The sequence below is a fragment of the Xanthomonas sp. NCPPB 3218 genome, from assembly GCF_056725185.1.
On the sequence record NZ_CM161516.1, the window covers coordinates 834,924 to 850,508 of the forward strand.

The window sequence follows — 15,585 nt, forward strand, 5'->3', positions numbered from 1 at the left end:
AGCCCCTGGCCCGGTCCACCAGACAACCCCGGTCGGCACACGAGCACCCCGCACCCCACAATTCCCGAATCCCGAATCCCGAATCCCGAATCCCCATTCCCGAATCCCCATTTCCGAATCCCCATTTCCGAATCCCCATTCCCGCGCAGCGCCCAAACCAATCCCCAATCCCCCCTCCCAAATCCCCGCCGCCCAGAGCGGCAAGTTAAAGCTCTTTCCTTTCATGGTCTTATTGCCAGAAGTTCATCTGTTCTCTGTTACCCTCGGCCGATGATTCGACGCACTCTGACCTGCCTGCTCACCCTCGGCCTTGTCGCCTGCGCGACTCAGCCCAGCCCTCCGACCCCGCCGCCGGCCGCCAGCGCGCCCCCGGCCAAGCCGCCGAGCGCCCCGGTCGCGCCCGTCAGTGCCGCCGCCGAAGCGCCCGCGCTGCCGCCGGTGGACCTGACCCCGGTGCCGTTCGAGATCGCCCGCGCCAACTTCGTACGCGACACCGCCGCCAAGTACGGCATCGACGCCGCACAGATCGAAGCAGTGCTGGCGCAGGCGCAATTCAAGGACGCCATCGTCACCGCGATGTCGCGCCCGGCCGAGCGGGTCAAACCGTGGAACGAATACCGCCCGATGTTCATCACCCAGGCGCGGATCGATGGCGGCCGCAAGTTCCTGGCCGAGCATCGTGCCGAGCTGAGCAAGGTCGAAGCGGCCACCGGCGTGCCGGCGCAGGTGATCGTGGCCATCATCGGGGTGGAGACCAGTTACGGCAGCAATGCCGGCAAGTACCGCGTGCTGGACGCGCTGTACACGCTGGCGTTCCGCTACCCGCGCAGCGGCGACCCGTCCAAGCTCGAACGCGAAGTGCGTCGCGAGCTGTTCTTCCGCGATGAACTCGGCCAGCTGTTCGCGCTCGGCAAGGAAGAGCAGCTCGATGTCACCACGCTGATCGGCAGCTATGCCGGCGCGATGGGCATGGGCCAGTTCATGCCGTCCAGCTACCGCCAGTTCGCCGTCGACGGCGATGCCGACGGCAAGCGCAACCTGTTCACCGACCACAATGACGTGTTCGCCTCGGTCGCCAACTACTTCGTCAAGAAGGGCGGTTGGGTGCGCGGTGGCCAGGTCGCGGTGCCGGCCACACTGGCCGCCGGCCACGAGGAATTCAATCCCACCGACTGGTCGCCGGTGTACACGCTGGCCGACCTGTCTGCGCGCGGCTATCACCCGAATGCGCCGGTGGTGGCCGGCAGCACCGCCACCCCGATCACCCTGGACGATGCCAACGGCAAGCAGTACTGGCTGGGCTTCCAGAATTTCTACGCGATCACCCGTTACAACATTTCCAAGATGTACGCGATGGCCGTGTTCCAGCTGTCCGAGGCCATCGCCGGCAAGGAGTTACCCCCGGCATGAACAGCACGACAGGCCCCAAGTGGCTGATCCCGATGGCGCTGATGCTCGGCCTGGCGGCCTGTAGCAGTGCACCGAAGAAAAGCGCCGGCACCGGCGGCAGCGGCGCGATCAAGGGCGTCAAGGTCGACGGCAAGGGGCCGGCGTATGTGGCCACCGGTTGCCCCTCGACCTCGCCCTACGCACCCGCCAAGGAAGACCCGTCCACGCGCGGCGACTACACCGCCGGCGGCCTGTACAAGCCCGGCGTCAAGGACACCACGCCGGACCACGTGCCCAACGTGGCCTGCATCCCCGAACCGCTGGTCACCAACGAGCCGCGCTCGGCGGTGGGCAACCGCTCGCCGTATGAGGTGCTGGGCAAGCGCTACGTGGTGATGGACAACCCCGGCGACTATGTCGAACGCGGGACCGCCTCGTATTACGGCAGCAAATTCCACGGCCGGCTGACCTCCAACAAGGAGGTCTACGACATGTATGCCTTCACTGCCGCCCACAAGACCTTGCCGTTGCCCAGCTTCGCCCTGGTGACCAACACCGACACCGGCGATTCGGTGGTGGTGCGCGTCAACGACCGCGGCCCGTTCCACGATGGCCGCGTGATCGATCTGAGCTACGCCGCAGCGGTCAAGCTGGGCATCACCGGCAAGGGTACCGGCAACGTCGAGGTGCGCGGCCTGACCGAAGCCGACAACGGCAATCTGCTGGCCAAGCGCCGCAGCGGCCGCGCGCCGGTCAGCACTGCGGTGGCCGCCGCACTTCCGGCCGCCAGCGCCAGCCAGATCGATGGGTTGGTGCAGCGCCTGCCCACCCGCACCGTGCCGGCCGCCGCCCCGCGCGCAGTGGCCGCCAGTGCCGCCGCTCCAGTAGCCGCCGCAGCGGCAGGCAGTGTAGGGGCCGCTGCGATTCCCGCGGGCGAGCGTTGGCGCTACCGCGTGGCCGATTCGCGCCAGCCCGGCAACGCCGACAACTTCGATGCCTGGATGAAGTCGCAGGGCGTGCGCGTGGCCACCGGCAAGCCGGCTGCCGCCGCGCCGCGGCCTGCCTCGGCTGCCCCGGTCGCGGTCGCGCCAGCCGCCCCGGTCGCGGTGGCGGCGATCAAGCCCGCCGACAGCGCGCCGGCACGTCCGCTCAGGAGCGAACCGGTACCGGTCAAGGCGCCGAGCGTGGCCGAGGCGGCATTGGGCGACATCCTGTTGCAGGTGGCCAGTTTCGCCAGCCGCGAGAACGCCAACCGCGCGCTGTCGCAGCTTGCCTCGGCCGGGATCGCCGGTGCCAGCGTCAGCGACATCGTCAGCGGCGGTCGCACCTTGTGGCGGCTGCGCGTCAATGCGCGCGATCACGCCAATGCCTCGGAAATCGCGCAGCGCATCGCCGGCCTGGGCTTCGGGCGCCCGCAGATCGTCGCCAACTAGCCACGATCGATCCGGCAGCCAAGGCGTCGGTGGGTAGGCCGGCGCCCGCTATCGACAGCTAGCGTCGGGCAGCCGAAATCACCACGCGCCCCATGCAGCTTGCTCGATCGCCCAGTGCGTCAGCCACGTTCGGCGCGTCGTCTGCCCCCATCGCTGAACTGCGCAGGCGCGCGCAGCATCGCGTGCGTCGCCCTGATCGCCGTGGCGCCTTACAATTTCGCATTACCCAGCCTTCGGGCCCGTCAGGAGTCGTTCTTCAATGAAATTCCGCTTCGCCGCCGCTGCGGTGGCCACGTTCGCCTTTGGCCTGGTCTGCGCGCAGACCCCTGCGCCGCAGCCGACGCCTGCCGTTGCCGCTGCGCCGGCCGCCGTCCCGGTTCCGCCCGCACCCGCGCCGGCGGTGTCCAAGTCCTGGATCCTGATGGATTACGCCACCGGGCAGGTGCTGGCCGGTGAAAACATCCATCAGCAGCTGGCCCCGGCCAGCATCACCAAGGTGATGACGTCCTACGTGGTCGCTGCCGAAATCAAGAATGGCAAGGTCAAGCGCGACGACCAGGTCATGATGAGCGAGCGCGCCTGGCGCGAGGGCGGTGCCGGCACCGACGGCAGCTACAGCGGCTTCCCGGTCAACCAGACCGCGCGTCTGGAAGACATGGAAAAGGGCATGGCGATCCAGTCCGGCAACGATGCCGCGATCGCACTGGCCGAGCATGTGGCCGGCAGCGAAGAAGCCTTCGCCTCGCTGATGAACAGCTACGCCGCCAAGATCGGCATGAAGGACTCCTACTTCGTCAACGCGCACGGCCTCAGCGCCGAAGGTCACCATTCCACCGCCTACGACCTGGCGATGCTGGGCCGCGCGATGGTGCGCGATTACCCGGAGACCTATGCCTACAACAAGATCAAGGAATTCCAGGTCGGCAGCATCAAGCAGAACAACCGCAACCTGCTGTTGTGGCGCGACCCGGCGGTGGACGGCATCAAGACCGGCCACACCTCCGAAGCCGGCTACTGCCTGCTGAGCTCGGCCAAGCGCGGCGACCAGCGCCTGGTGGCGGTGGTGATGGGCGATTCGTCCGAGCGCCAGCGCGCCGACGACAGCCTGGCCCTGCTCAACTGGGGCTTCCGCTTCTTCGAAACCCACAGCCTGTACGCGCCCGGCAAGGTCGTGACCAAGCAGAAGGTCTGGAAGGGCCAGCAGGACGAAGTGCAGCTCGGCGTGGCCCAGCCACTGCTGGTCAGCCTGCAGCGCGGCCGCTACAACGACCTCAAGCCCAGCATGGAAGTGGCCAAGAACCTGCAGGCCCCGATCAAGCAGGGCCAGCAGATCGGCACCGTCAAGGTCAGCCTGGACGGCAAGATCATCGCCCAGGCTCCGCTGGTCGCCATCAACGCAGTCGAGGAGGGCGGCTTCTTCAAGCGCCTCTGGGATGCGTTCTGGATGTGGTGGGAATCAGAGTGATCCAAAGAAAAAGCCGGCGAAAGCCGGCTTTTTCTTTGCGGGGATTGGGAATTGGAGATTCGGGATTGGCAAAGGCGAGAGCAGGAGCGAAGCATCAGCAGCCCGCTGTTGCGAATCCCCAATCCCGACTCCCCAATCCCAGCCCTCAAAGCATCCGGCTGATCGTGAAACTGCCATACACCGGCGTTTCGCGCTGAGTGTCGAATTCGCGGGTGCGGTGGTAGCGGGCGATGGCGAACTTCCAGCGGCCGTACATCACCGCCAGGCCGTAGCCGACGTCGCCTACGAACGGGCGCTTGTCCACGCTGTGGCTGTTGCGGAAGGTGTTGCCGTCCAGGGTGATGTCGCGCAGCACCCAGCGCGCATCGGTGGTCAGGAACAGATGGCCCGACCAGCCGCTGGCGCGTCCGAGCCGGCTGGGGGCGGTGTTCTCGCCGGCCGGGCGGGTGGGTGTGCTGCCGAAGTCGTCCGGCAGCTTCCAGCCGAAGCGTACCTCGCCGCCGGCATTCAGATGCGTGGCCATGTTGCCGACCGCGCCGCCCCAATGCGAGATGAAATCCCAGCCGAAGCCGTCCGCATTGACTGCTGCATCGCCCGGCCAGCGGCGCATGCGCTCGTGCACCAGGTTGATCAGCGGCTCGTTGTGCAGCTGGTTGTCCCAGCCCTGGAATTTTTCGTCGCCCAGCACATCGTGGATCGCATCCTGCGCTTCCTGCGCAAATGCCCACGGGCCGACTACGCCGACCTGCAGCTGGGTGGTGCGCAGATGCGCATCGTTGCGCGCGTTGTAGCCGAAGCTCGCCAGCAGGATGCCCGCATACGGGCGATCGTCCGGGATCACATCGCGGCGGGTGGGATCGGTGGGAGTGAAAATCGCCTGGCCGATCGAGAACACCATGTTCTGCTGGTCGAACTCGCCCGGATGCAGACGCTCCAGATAGCCGTTGACCCAGCGCGCGGTGCGCGGCAGGCAGGGGTCGTCGGTGTAGTCGACCAGGTTGGGCGACACCAGCGTCAGCACCGCGCCGTTGGAATAGCCCTGGTCCTGATCCTCTCCGCCGAACAGGTCGTTGTCGACCCGGAAGTTCACCGCCGGCGGCGTCCGGCTCATTCTGCTGGAATCGCACTGGTCGGCAGCCACGGCCGGCATCGACAGTGCGGAAAGAGAGAGCAGCAGGGCAGCGGACAAGGCGCGCGGTCGAAGCATGGAGGGCCTGGAAAGGTAAGGAGGGGCGATGTTCAGCAAAGGTGCCTGCGGCCGCTGCTGCGCCGCGTGAATGTGCTCCGGGATCATGCCCGAGCCGCCCGGATGCAGCGGCAGAGCCTGGAACACCAGTCCGTTCCATTTGCGGTACGGCGGCCATGAAAAGCCCGCGCGAATCGCATATGATCCGCCTCCGGGGGAACTAGCCCCAAGGAACGGCGGCCTTTCTCAGGCCGTTTCATCACCAACGGATCGCGTTTGCCGACGGCAGCGCAGGTGTCAGGGGAACAAATATGAGCAAGACGATTTCTGTGAGCGCAGCGCTGTTGTCCAGCGTGTTGGGTGTTGCACTGGTCAGTGTCAGCGCGCCGGCCTCGGCCGGACTGAAGGATGCCTTCAAGGGGTCTGCACAGGATCAGCGCAAGGAGGCCGTCGCGCAGATCCCGGTGTGCGCCAAACCGCTGGGCAGCCTGTCGGTGCTCGAGCCGGAGGATGCAGTCAACTGGTGGTCGGGTCAGCAGTTGCCGGCGCCTTCTAAGCTGATCAAGGTATTCGTCAACCGTTCGCGCTGCTTCACCCTGGTAGACCGTGGCGCGGGCATGGCGGCATCGCAGCGCGAGCGCGACATGGCGGCAAACGGCGACCTGCGCGCCCGCTCCAACGTCGGCAAGGGCCAGATCCGCGCAGCCGACTATGTGATGACGCCGGACCTCATTTCGCAGAACCACAATGCCGGCGGCAGCGCCATTGCCGGCATGCTGGGCGGCCTGATGGGCGGCAATGCCGGCAACCTGGTCGGTGGCCTGAACCTCAACAAGAAGACCGCCGACGTGGTGCTGACCATCACCGATGTGCGTTCCTCCGAACAGGTCGCCATGGCCGAAGGCAACGCCAAGAAGACCGACCTGGGCTGGGGCGCGCGTGGCAACGTCTTCAGCGGCGGCGACTACGGCGCCGCCGGTGCCGGCGGTTATGCCAATACCGAGATCGGACAGGTGATTACCCTGGCCTATCTGCAGGCTTACACCGACGTCGTCACCCAGCTCGGCGGTCTGTCCGGCAACGCGGCTGCATCCAATGTGCAGCAGGCTGTGACCGTGACCCGCGCGGGGCGTCTGTTGGGCAATGCCAAGGGCACTGGCGCGGCCGTGCGTACGCTGGAGCCGGGCATGATGCTGTACCCGACTGGCACCAAGGAAGGCGTCATGTGGGAAGTCGAAGACGAAATGGGCAACCGCGGCTGGGTGTCGTCGGCCATGCTGGAACTGTCCAAGTAAGCAGTTGGCCAGACCCACGCTGGGCATGACGCGTACGGCGTGAAACAACGGGGCCCCTGCGGCCCCGTTGTGTTGTCCCGCGCGCGGCGGGCTTGGGTTTGTCCACCATCGTCCCGATAATGGGCGGATGGAAATCAGCACCGACAACCCCGATCACGGCTTCCAGTTTCCCGGTACCTTCGAGCTCAGCGCCATGGGCGCGGCCGAGCGCGGGCTGGAAAGCGAACTTCCGCGCCTGCTCGCCGCCACCGGTGTGGAGCTGCTGGAGGAAAGCATCAGCTGGAAGCATTCGTCCAGCGGCAAATATGTCTCGGTCAAGATCGGCTTCCGCGCCGAGAGCCGCGAGCAGTTCGACGCTGCGCACCAGGCGCTGCGCGACCACCCGGAAGTGAAGTGGACGCTGTAGCGGTCCAGGCTGCGGAAAGCGCTGTTCCCGTCCTGCCGGCGCAGTTGCGCGATCTCGGCCGACAGGCCTACGCGCCAGTGTGGCGTGCGATGCAGCGTTTCACCGATGCGCGTGATGAGGCCACCGCAGACGAAGTGTGGGTGGTCGAGCATGCGCCGGTGTTTACGCTGGGCCAGGCTGGCAAGCCCGAGCATGTGCTGGCGCCGGGCGAGATTCCGGTGCTGCAGGTCGATCGCGGTGGCCAGGTGACCTATCACGGCCCCGGCCAGCTGGTGGTGTATCCGCTGCTGGACCTGCGCCGGCTCAAGATCGGCGTGCGCGATTACGTGTGCAAGATCGAGCAGGCGCTGATTGACACGCTGGACGAGTGGAATATCGTCGCCGAGCGCCGCGAGGGCGCGCCGGGCGTGTACGTGGGCGGGGCCAAGATCGCCGCGCTCGGGATCCGGGTGCGGCGCGGCTGCACCTTCCACGGCCTGTCGTTCAATGTGGCGATGGACCTGGAGCCGTTCCACCGCATCAACCCCTGTGGCTATGAGGGCCTGCAGGTGACCTCGGTGCTAGACTTGGGCGGCCCCTCCGGGATGGACGCCGTCAAGGCGGTGCTGCTCGATCAGCTGGCGCGCCAGTTCGGTCTCGTCTTGCAGCCTGTTTCCGCGTTGCCCGACCTTTCGCTTCCGGCCTGAGCGCCCGTTATTGCCATGACCCAGCCTATCGCCCGTTCCATCCCCTTGCAGGTCGTCTCCGGCGACACCGCCGCACCTGCGCCGCTGCAGACCGGCGTCAAGCAGATCGGTGGCGACAAGATCAACCGCTCGCCGGTGCAGTTCGTCGATGCGCCGGTGTTGCGCAAGCCGTCGTGGATCCGGGTGCGGATTCCGTCCGGCAATGCAGTGCAGAACCTCAAGGCCAAGCTGCGCGAAAACCGCCTGGTCACGGTCTGCGAGGAAGCCAGCTGCCCGAACATCCACGAGTGCTTCAGCCACGGCACCGCCACCTTCATGATCCTGGGCGAGGTGTGCACGCGGCGCTGCTCGTTCTGCGATGTGGCGCATGGCCGGCCCAAGCCGCCGGATGCAAATGAGCCGGCCAGCCTGGCCACCACCGTGGCCGACATGGGCCTGAAGTATGTGGTGGTGACCAGCGTGGACCGCGACGACCTACGCGACGGCGGTGCCCAGCATTTCGTCGACTGCATTTCGGCCATCCGGGTCAGCTCACCCAAGACCCGCATCGAGATCCTGACCCCGGATTTCCGCGGCAAGGGCCGCATGGACCGCGCACTGGAGATCCTGGCGCTCAGCCCGCCGGACGTGTTCAACCACAACATCGAAACCGTGCCGGACCTGTACCCGAACGTGCGTCCGGGTGCCGACTACCAGTGGTCGCTGACCCTGCTGCAGCGCTTCAAGGCGCAGCATCCGTCCATCGCCACCAAGTCCGGCATCATGCTCGGCCTGGGCGAGACGATGGAGCAGGTGCAGGCCACCTTGCGCGACCTGCGCGCGCACGATGTGGACATGATCACCATCGGCCAGTACCTGCAGCCGACGCCGCACCATCATCCGGTGATGCGCTACTGGACGCCGGAGGAATACAAGGCGCTGGAGGACTACGGCAATGCGCTGGGCTTCAGCCACGTCGCTTCCGGGCCGATGGTGCGCTCCTCGTATCACGCCGATCGTCAGGCCGCCGGCGCGGGCGTCGCTGCTTAAGCCAGCCGATCACGCCTGCGCCCACGCTCAGGCGGGCGCGGCCGCCAGTGCCGGCGTCATCTGATGCCGCATCCGGCTGCATGCCGAGTGCATGTCGTCGCGAACTGCCCGCGACCGCCCTCGAGTAGCTCCGATGATTTCGAGCTAGAACGACCCACACGACCCCGCACACCGCGGGGTCGTGTCGTCTCCGGCCGCTGCTCTCGGCTTGCAGGGTACGGTCGCGTTCACAATCCGCTACAGGCCCGGCGCTAGGCTGATTCAGCCAGCGGATGACAACGCCAGCAACTTTCGGCACTGTCATGCTGTCTGATCCGATCACCGCCTTTCTTTCGTCGGCCCTGTGCCGAGAGCCATTCGATGACCTACAACGTTTCTGCGTCCATGAAGGCCGGCCTGCTGGCGCTGGTGTTGACCACTCCGATGGCATTGCTCGCACGCGCCGATACGGCGTTGCCGGCGGCAGCCACGCCCGACCAGGCCACAGCGACCAAGCTGGTCTATGGCCTGCTCTCCGACAGCCGCTACGCCTACCGTCCGCGCACGCTGGACGAGGCCATGACCAAGGACGTGTTCAAGCGCTATCTGGAAACCCTGGACGGCAGCAAACAGTTCTTTACCCAGACCGACATCACCGGCTTCGCACCGCTGGAAGCAGGCGTGGGCGACGCGCTGCGCGGCGGCAAGCTGGATCCGGCGTTCCAGGTGTTCTCGGTCTACAAGAAGCGCGTCGACCAGCGCGTCAAGTATGCGCGCGACCTGCTCAAGCAGGACTTCGATTTCACCGGCAGCGACAAGTTTGAGTACGACCGCAAGGACGTGCCGTGGGCTGCCGACGACAAGCAGCTGGACGTGCTGTGGCGCCAGTCGGTGATGAACGACTGGCTGCGCCTGAAGCTGGCCGGCAAGAAGCCCGAAGACATCCGCAAGACGCTGGACAAGCGCTATGCGGCGCTGGCCGATTCGGTCAACGAGTTGAAGGCCGAGGACGTGTTCCAGTTCTTCGTCAACGCCTACACCAACGCAGTCGATCCGCATACCGACTACTTCACGCCGCGCACGGCCGAAAACTTCAATCAGCAGATGTCGCTGTCGTTGGAAGGTATCGGTGCGCAGCTGCAGAAGCAGGACGACATGGTGGTGATCCGTGAGGTCATCCCGGGCGGTCCGGCAGCGGTGGATGGCACGCTCAAGCCGGGCGATCGCATCGTCGGCGTGGGCCAGGCCAAGAACGGCGCGATCGAGGATGTGATCGGCTGGCGCATCGACGACGTGGTCGCCAAGATCCGCGGCAGCAAGGACACCCAGGTGCGCCTGGAATACATCCCGGCCGAATCGGGCATCGACGGCAAGCACCGCACCGTGACGCTGACCCGGCAGAAGGTGCGCCTGGCCGAGCAGGCCGCCAAAGGCGAGACCATCACCCTGCCGGCCAAGGGCAGCGAGCCGGAGCGCCGCATCGGCATCATCAAGCTGCCGGGCTTCTATCAGGATTTCGAAGGCCGTCGTCGTAACGCGACCGACTATGCCTCGGCAACGCGCGACGTCGCCAAGCTGCTGGCCGGCTTCAAGACCGACAAGGTCGACGGCGTGGTGCTGGACCTGCGCAACAACGGCGGCGGTTCGCTGGACGAGGCGATCGAGCTCACCGGCCTGTTCATCGAGCAGGGCCCGGTGGTGCAGGTGCGCGAATCCGGCGGCCGGGTCACCGTCAATGGCGACAGCAATCCCAAGGTGGCCTGGGATGGTCCGCTGGGCGTGCTGATCAACCGCGGCTCGGCATCCGCCTCGGAGATCTTTGCCGGTGCCATCCAGGACTACGGCCGCGGCCTGGTGATCGGTGAAACCAGCTTCGGCAAGGGCACGGTGCAGAACATCGTCGACCTGGACCGCTGGCCGGCGGCGGAAGGCCAGCGCTATGGGCAGGTCAAGCTGACCATCGCGCAGTTCTTCCGCGTCAGCGGCTCCAGCACCCAGCACAAGGGCGTGGTGCCGGACATCGCATTCCCGGCCAGCGTGGATGCCACCGAGTTCGGCGAGAGCACCTACGACAACGCGCTGCCGTGGACGCGCATCGCCGCCGCACCGCATACCCAGTACGGCAACTTCGCGCCACTGCTGCCCAAATTGCAGGGCCTGCACACCGCGCGTATCGCCACCGACAAGGAATTCCAGTGGTGGGAAGAGGACGTCAAGCAGTTCCGCGATGAGAAGGCCAAGAAGTACATCTCGTTGAACGAAGCCGAGCGCGTTGCCGAGCGTCAGAAGCAGGATCAGCAGCGCAAGGATCGCCAGCAGGTGCGCAAGCAGCTGGGCCTGCCGCTGGACCCGCTTGCCGAAGACAGCGACGACGGCCTGACCGGCAACGAGCGCGATATCGTCAAGGACACCGCGCGTGAGAAGGCCGCAGAAAAGCGCCCGGATCCGCTGCTGCACGAATCGGCCGCCATCCTCGCCGATGCGCTGGGCCTGCTGTCGCAGGACCAGCCGCTGTCGGCGCAGGTGCTGCCGCAGTCGACCGCGCCGGGACGTTGGGCCGACTGATCGTTCGTCGAACAGCTGGCGACGACATCAGCGTTAAATACAAGAAACGCCACCGCATCGCGGTGGCGTTTTTATTGGCCGACCCTTTCATGTCCGGCACGACGTCGCGAGCGGATTCGACTGACGATCGATTGCCGGCTGCCGTGCCTGCGTGTCGTGCGACGCCCGTTGTGCTTACGCCAGTGCCTGCCAGACACCTTGCAGACCGAGCACCAGCAAGGTGGTGAAAAAGAAACGTCGAAACGTCTCGGCAGAAATGCGGTTGCGCACCCAGGCGCCTAGCCACATGCCGATGGCGGTAGGTAGCAGTGCCCACAACGACGGAGCGATCGCCGCGCGGGGTAGTGCGCCGTGCCAGGCCAGGGCACTGGCCAGCGCCAGCGTCGCCACGCCGAAACACCAGCCCAGGGAGCGGATCAACAGCTCGCGTGGTAGTTGCAGGGCGGTGAGGTAGGGCAGTGATGGCAGCACGAACACGCCGGTGGCGCCACTCAACAGACCGGTGGCCAGCCCGGCCAGTGGCCCTGCCCACGGTTCGTGACGTGCCTGCATCGTCCAGTGTCGACGGGCCAGCCCAAGCAAGGCGTACAGCGCCAGCAGCGCGCCCAACCTGGCGCGGACCAGGCTAGGGTCGGCGCCTGTCAGCACCCCAGCACTCAGCCAGGTGCCCAGCGTCACGGCGGCCAGCAATGGCCACAGACGTCGCAACAGGGTCGCGGTGTCCGGTCCCCAGGCTTGCTGCAGATTCGTCACAAGCGAAGGCAGAGCCAGTAAGGTCGCTGCCTCGGCAGGCGTCAGCCACAGACCCAGCAGCCCCATCGCAACGGTCGGCAAGCCCATCCCGGCCACGCCCTTGACCCAGCCTGCCAGCAAAAACACGCCTGCGATCAGATACCAGTGGGTGTGCAATGTCTCCATGCAGCCAAGGATCCGGGCTTGTTCCGCGGCAGACAATGCGTGATTGTTTGATGCAGGCTTCGGCAGCGCCGAAGGCTAAGGCGGGATGCCGCGCGTGCAGAGGCCGCTGGCTTGGCTGGCCTGTCCTGTCGGTGGCGAGCGCATGTCGATGACATGCACGTGCTTGTGGAGTGCGCATGCATCTGGAATTTGTCGATTTACGGTTGTTCATCGCAGTGGTCGAGACCGGCAGCATTACTGCCGGTGCACAACGCGCGGCGTTGTCGCTGGCCGCTGCCAGTGCGCGGATTCGTGCGCTGGAGCTGCAGGTGGGCGCCGTACTGCTGGAGCGCGGGCGCCGCGGCGTCAGCCTGACTTCAGCCGGTGGTGTACTGCTGCGGCACGCACGGCAATTGCAGCGGCAGGCCGAGGCGCTGCAGCTGGAGCTGGGCGGCTACGGTGGCGGTGGCCAGGTGACGCTGCGGCTGGCGGCCAATACCGCGGCGCTATCGGCATGGTTGCCCGAACGGTTGGCGGATTTTCTCATCGCACATCCGCAGCTGGATCTGGCATTGACCGAGCAGGGCAGCGACGAAGCTGCCGATGCGGTGCGCGAGGAACGCGCCGACATCGCCGTGGTCGCAGGCCATGCCGATCTCAGTGGGCTGCAGGTGCTGCCGTTCCGTGAGGATCGGCTGGTGCTGGTGATGGCTGCAGCGCATCCACTGGCCGGCGCCGCGACACTGCAATTGAGCGAGCTCGCCGGAATGGACACGCTGGGGCTGGCCGGCGACAGCGCCTTGCAACGGCATCTGCGCGTGCACATGAACCGCGCCGGCGTGCAGGTGCGCATGCGTGCAAAGGTACAAGGCATCGACGTGTTGTGCCGCATGCTCGCACAAGGCATGGGCATGGCGATTCTCCCGCACGCCGCAGTGCAACGCTCATGCGTGCGCGATCAACTGGCCACGGTGCCCCCGGATGCAGCCTGGGCACCGCGGCAACTTTCGATCGTGCTGCGTTGCGAGCCTGCGCCGTCGACCATGCTGCAAGCGCTAGTGGATTGGCTGCAACACGACTGAGCTGCGTAGCGTCAGAGCGGCCGGCATCGTGACAGCGTCACGTCGCTGGCGCGATCAACGCAGCCAGGCGAATTCGGCCAGCACCGGATAGTGGTCGGACGGCAATACACCGCCGGGACGCTGATCCAGCGTGGAAAAGCGTGTCGGTGTCAGGCCGCGGAACAGGATCCAGTCGATACGACGGGTCGGCTGCGTGGTGAAGTCCTGGAAGGTTTTTTCCGGGCCTTGCGGTTCGGGGGCACGGGCGCGTGCATCGCCAAGCGAGGCGGTGAGGACGCGGTAGGTGCCCTGGTCAGGATCGCTGTTGAAGTCGCCGGTCAGCACCACCGGAATGTTGGTCGGCAGCGCCGCGATGCGCGACAGGATCAGGCGCGCGCTGTGCTCGCGGGCGGCCTCGTCCTGGTCGCGGTGGGCGAAGTGCGTGTTGAGCAGATAGAAGCGGCGCTTGTCGCTGCGACGCTCGAACAGGGCCCAGGTCACCATGCGCGGCAGGTCGGTGTTCCAACTGCTGCTGCCGGGGACCTGTGGCGTTTCCGACAGCCAGAAGTCGCCCGATTCCACCACCGACAACGCGCGGCTGTCGTAGAACACGCCCATGTGCTCGTCGCTGTCGTCGCCGCGGCGGCCCTTGCCAAACCAGCGGTAATCAGGCAATTGCGCAGCCAGATATTGCGCCTGCTCCTGCACCAATTCCTGCGTGCCGAAGACGTCCGGGTGCGCTTGTTCGACCAATGCCGCCATCGCCGTGCGGCGCACGCTCCAACGCTTGTCGCCATCGGTATCCACCGGCACGCGCACATTGAACGACATCACCCGCAAGGGCGCAGGCGCAGGTGCAGACAACGCAGGCAAGGCGATGCACAGCAGCGCGAGTGCGGCGAACAGGGAACGTGAGATGGCGCGAACGGACAGGCGTGACATGCAGGCGGATTCCTCAAGGACCGATCGGCGAGTCTAATCGGCATGCATGACCGAAATGTCATCGACATACCGCGCCCGCTTGACGTCGTCGCACATCGGCGTAGCATTTGCACCAAGCCATCGGATAGACCGCTGGCTGCCTACTCAACCGTGAGGGATTCTCATGGCACCGCAGTACGACTATCTCGTGTTTATCGGGCGTTTCGAGCCCTTTCACAACGGCCACGCCGCCGTCGCCCGCCACGCGCTGGGCAAGGCGAACAAGCTCATCGTGTTGATCGGCTCTGCCGACACGCCTCGCACCATTCGTAATCCGTGGACCGTCGCCGAACGTGCGGTGATGATCGAGTCCGCGTTGCCGGGCGAGAGCCAGCGGCTGATCCTGCGCCCGTTGCGCGACCATCTGTACAACGAAAGCCTGTGGATTGCCGAGGTGCAGCGCCAGGTCGCCGAGGCCGTACAGGCCGATGGCGGCACGCTCGATGCGCGTATCGGCCTGATCGGCATGGACAAGGACGCCAGTAGCTACTACTTGCGCGAGTTTCCGCAGTGGCCGCTGGAAGATGTGCAACATACCGCCACGCTGTCGGCCACCGAGTTGCGCCGCTATCTGTTCGAGGCCGGCGAGATCGGTTTCCACGGTGGGTTGCTGATGCTGCGCGGCAATGTGCCGGCGCCGGTGTACGACATGCTGGAAGCGTTCCGGCGCAACTCGCCGAGCTATGCGCAGCTGGTGGCCGAATACCGTTTCATCGAGCAGTATCGCGCCGCCTGGAAGGATGCGCCGTATCCGCCGACCTTCGTCACCACCGATGCGGTGGTGGTGCATTCGGGCCACGTGCTGTTGGTGCGTCGTCGCGCCGAGCCGGGCAAGGGCTTGTGGGCATTGCCGGGCGGTTTCGTCGGCCAGGACGAAGGGCTGCTGGACGGCTGCCTGCGCGAGCTGCGCGAGGAAACACGGCTGAAGGTGCCGGTGCCGGTGCTCAAGGGCTCGTTGCGCGGGCGCCAGGTGTTCGACCACCCCGAGCGCAGCCTGCGCGGGCGCACCATCACCCATGCATTCCATTTCGAATTTCCGGCCGGTGAGTTGCCCGCGGTGCGCGGCGGCGACGATGCCGACAAGGCGCGCTGGATTCCGCTTGCCGAAGTCATGGCGATGGGTCCGCGCCTGTACGAAGATCATCTGCATATCCTTGAATTCTTCCTGGGTCGCGGCTGAGGCCGACAACGATTGCGTGCCGTCATCCACCAA

The 15,585-nt window shown here is 66.1% G+C and carries 13 protein-coding genes; 10 read left to right on the plus strand and 3 right to left on the minus strand.

Annotation, left to right across the window (positions count from 1 at the left end; translation table 11 throughout):
• The first annotated feature begins 270 nt into the window (after nucleotides 1–270).
• The 3 genes from mltB to AC1PLS_RS03610 all read left to right on the plus strand — a co-directional run bounded on the left by mltB (nucleotide 271) and on the right by AC1PLS_RS03610 (nucleotide 4,287).
• Nucleotides 271–1,410: a lytic murein transglycosylase B gene (gene mltB / locus AC1PLS_RS03600; protein WP_481104214.1), complete on the plus strand. Its 1,140-nt coding sequence runs from the start codon at nucleotides 271–273 to the stop codon at nucleotides 1,408–1,410.
• Nucleotides 1,407–2,822, plus strand: coding sequence for a septal ring lytic transglycosylase RlpA family protein (locus AC1PLS_RS03605; RefSeq protein WP_481104215.1), 1,416 nt, complete (start codon nucleotides 1,407–1,409; stop codon nucleotides 2,820–2,822). Before mltB ends, AC1PLS_RS03605 begins: the two co-directional genes overlap by 4 nt.
• Nucleotides 2,823–3,081: 259 nt before the next feature.
• Complete coding sequence (locus AC1PLS_RS03610; RefSeq protein WP_016900824.1) at nucleotides 3,082–4,287, plus strand: D-alanyl-D-alanine carboxypeptidase family protein; 1,206 nt, start codon at nucleotides 3,082–3,084, stop codon at nucleotides 4,285–4,287.
• Nucleotides 4,288–4,432: 145 nt separating this feature from the next.
• Here the strand turns inward: AC1PLS_RS03610 and AC1PLS_RS03615 are convergent, their stop codons facing one another.
• The gene (locus AC1PLS_RS03615) at nucleotides 4,433–5,494 is read right to left on the minus strand and encodes a lipid A deacylase LpxR family protein (protein ID WP_024939686.1); all 1,062 of its coding nucleotides are present in this window, start codon (nucleotides 5,492–5,494) and stop codon (nucleotides 4,433–4,435) included.
• Nucleotides 5,495–5,784: 290 nt separating this feature from the next.
• Here AC1PLS_RS03615 and AC1PLS_RS03620 point away from each other — a divergent pair, with 290 nt between their 5' ends.
• The 5 genes from AC1PLS_RS03620 (at nucleotide 5,785) to AC1PLS_RS03640 (ending at nucleotide 11,433) form a co-directional block, all read left to right on the plus strand.
• Nucleotides 5,785–6,768: a CsgG/HfaB family protein gene (locus AC1PLS_RS03620; RefSeq protein ID WP_024939685.1), complete on the plus strand. Its 984-nt coding sequence runs from the start codon at nucleotides 5,785–5,787 to the stop codon at nucleotides 6,766–6,768.
• A gap of 127 nt (nucleotides 6,769–6,895) precedes the next feature.
• Nucleotides 6,896–7,174: a YbeD family protein gene (locus AC1PLS_RS03625; protein ID WP_016900827.1), complete on the plus strand. Its 279-nt coding sequence runs from the start codon at nucleotides 6,896–6,898 to the stop codon at nucleotides 7,172–7,174.
• Nucleotides 7,175–7,263: 89 nt separating this feature from the next.
• Nucleotides 7,264–7,860, plus strand: a complete 597-nt coding sequence (lipB, locus tag AC1PLS_RS03630; RefSeq protein ID WP_481104475.1) for a lipoyl(octanoyl) transferase LipB — start codon at nucleotides 7,264–7,266, stop codon at nucleotides 7,858–7,860.
• Nucleotides 7,861–7,875: 15 nt separating this feature from the next.
• Nucleotides 7,876–8,889, plus strand: a complete 1,014-nt coding sequence (lipA, locus tag AC1PLS_RS03635; protein WP_024939683.1) for a lipoyl synthase — start codon at nucleotides 7,876–7,878, stop codon at nucleotides 8,887–8,889.
• Nucleotides 8,890–9,273: 384 nt separating this feature from the next.
• A complete protein-coding gene (locus AC1PLS_RS03640) occupies nucleotides 9,274–11,433 on the plus strand; it encodes a carboxy terminal-processing peptidase (protein WP_024939682.1) in 2,160 nt (719 codons plus the stop codon).
• A 174-nt stretch (nucleotides 11,434–11,607) separates the two neighbouring features.
• Here the strand turns inward: AC1PLS_RS03640 and AC1PLS_RS03645 are convergent, their stop codons facing one another.
• Nucleotides 11,608–12,351 carry a sulfite exporter TauE/SafE family protein gene (locus AC1PLS_RS03645; protein ID WP_481104216.1) on the minus strand — a complete coding sequence of 248 codons (744 nt, stop codon included), beginning with the start codon at nucleotides 12,349–12,351 and terminating at the stop codon, nucleotides 11,608–11,610.
• Between the two features lie 176 nt (nucleotides 12,352–12,527).
• Here AC1PLS_RS03645 and AC1PLS_RS03650 point away from each other — a divergent pair, with 176 nt between their 5' ends.
• The gene (locus AC1PLS_RS03650; protein ID WP_481104217.1) at nucleotides 12,528–13,412 is read left to right on the plus strand and encodes a LysR substrate-binding domain-containing protein; all 885 of its coding nucleotides are present in this window, start codon (nucleotides 12,528–12,530) and stop codon (nucleotides 13,410–13,412) included.
• Between the two features lie 54 nt (nucleotides 13,413–13,466).
• Here AC1PLS_RS03650 and AC1PLS_RS03655 read toward each other — a convergent pair whose 3' ends face one another.
• Nucleotides 13,467–14,333, minus strand: a complete 867-nt coding sequence (locus AC1PLS_RS03655; RefSeq protein ID WP_481104218.1) for an endonuclease/exonuclease/phosphatase family protein — start codon at nucleotides 14,331–14,333, stop codon at nucleotides 13,467–13,469.
• A gap of 163 nt (nucleotides 14,334–14,496) precedes the next feature.
• On the opposite strand from AC1PLS_RS03655, the gene AC1PLS_RS03660 reads away from it, so the two are divergent.
• The gene (locus AC1PLS_RS03660) at nucleotides 14,497–15,552 is read left to right on the plus strand and encodes a bifunctional nicotinamide-nucleotide adenylyltransferase/Nudix hydroxylase (protein WP_016900843.1); all 1,056 of its coding nucleotides are present in this window, start codon (nucleotides 14,497–14,499) and stop codon (nucleotides 15,550–15,552) included.
• Nucleotides 15,553–15,585 lie beyond the last annotated feature (33 nt).

What these genes read in the sequence shown, in the direction of transcription:
- AC1PLS_RS03660 (WP_016900843.1), top strand. Translation starts at nt 14,497, where the DNA reads ATGGCACCGCAGTACGACTATCTCGTGTTTATCGGGCGTTTCGAGCCC.
- lipA (WP_024939683.1), top strand. Translation starts at nt 7,876, where the DNA reads ATGACCCAGCCTATCGCCCGTTCCATCCCCTTGCAGGTCGTCTCCGGC.
- AC1PLS_RS03645 (WP_481104216.1), bottom strand. Translation starts at nt 12,351, where the DNA reads ATGGAGACATTGCACACCCACTGGTATCTGATCGCAGGCGTGTTTTTG.
- AC1PLS_RS03615 (WP_024939686.1), bottom strand. Translation starts at nt 5,494, where the DNA reads ATGCTTCGACCGCGCGCCTTGTCCGCTGCCCTGCTGCTCTCTCTTTCC.
- AC1PLS_RS03620 (WP_024939685.1), top strand. Translation starts at nt 5,785, where the DNA reads ATGAGCAAGACGATTTCTGTGAGCGCAGCGCTGTTGTCCAGCGTGTTG.
- AC1PLS_RS03655 (WP_481104218.1), bottom strand. Translation starts at nt 14,333, where the DNA reads ATGTCACGCCTGTCCGTTCGCGCCATCTCACGTTCCCTGTTCGCCGCA.
- AC1PLS_RS03650 (WP_481104217.1), top strand. Translation starts at nt 12,528, where the DNA reads ATGCATCTGGAATTTGTCGATTTACGGTTGTTCATCGCAGTGGTCGAG.
- AC1PLS_RS03625 (WP_016900827.1), top strand. Translation starts at nt 6,896, where the DNA reads ATGGAAATCAGCACCGACAACCCCGATCACGGCTTCCAGTTTCCCGGT.
- AC1PLS_RS03610 (WP_016900824.1), top strand. Translation starts at nt 3,082, where the DNA reads ATGAAATTCCGCTTCGCCGCCGCTGCGGTGGCCACGTTCGCCTTTGGC.
- AC1PLS_RS03605 (WP_481104215.1), top strand. Translation starts at nt 1,407, where the DNA reads ATGAACAGCACGACAGGCCCCAAGTGGCTGATCCCGATGGCGCTGATG.
- mltB (WP_481104214.1), top strand. Translation starts at nt 271, where the DNA reads ATGATTCGACGCACTCTGACCTGCCTGCTCACCCTCGGCCTTGTCGCC.
- AC1PLS_RS03640 (WP_024939682.1), top strand. Translation starts at nt 9,274, where the DNA reads ATGAAGGCCGGCCTGCTGGCGCTGGTGTTGACCACTCCGATGGCATTG.
- lipB (WP_481104475.1), top strand. Translation starts at nt 7,264, where the DNA reads ATGCAGCGTTTCACCGATGCGCGTGATGAGGCCACCGCAGACGAAGTG.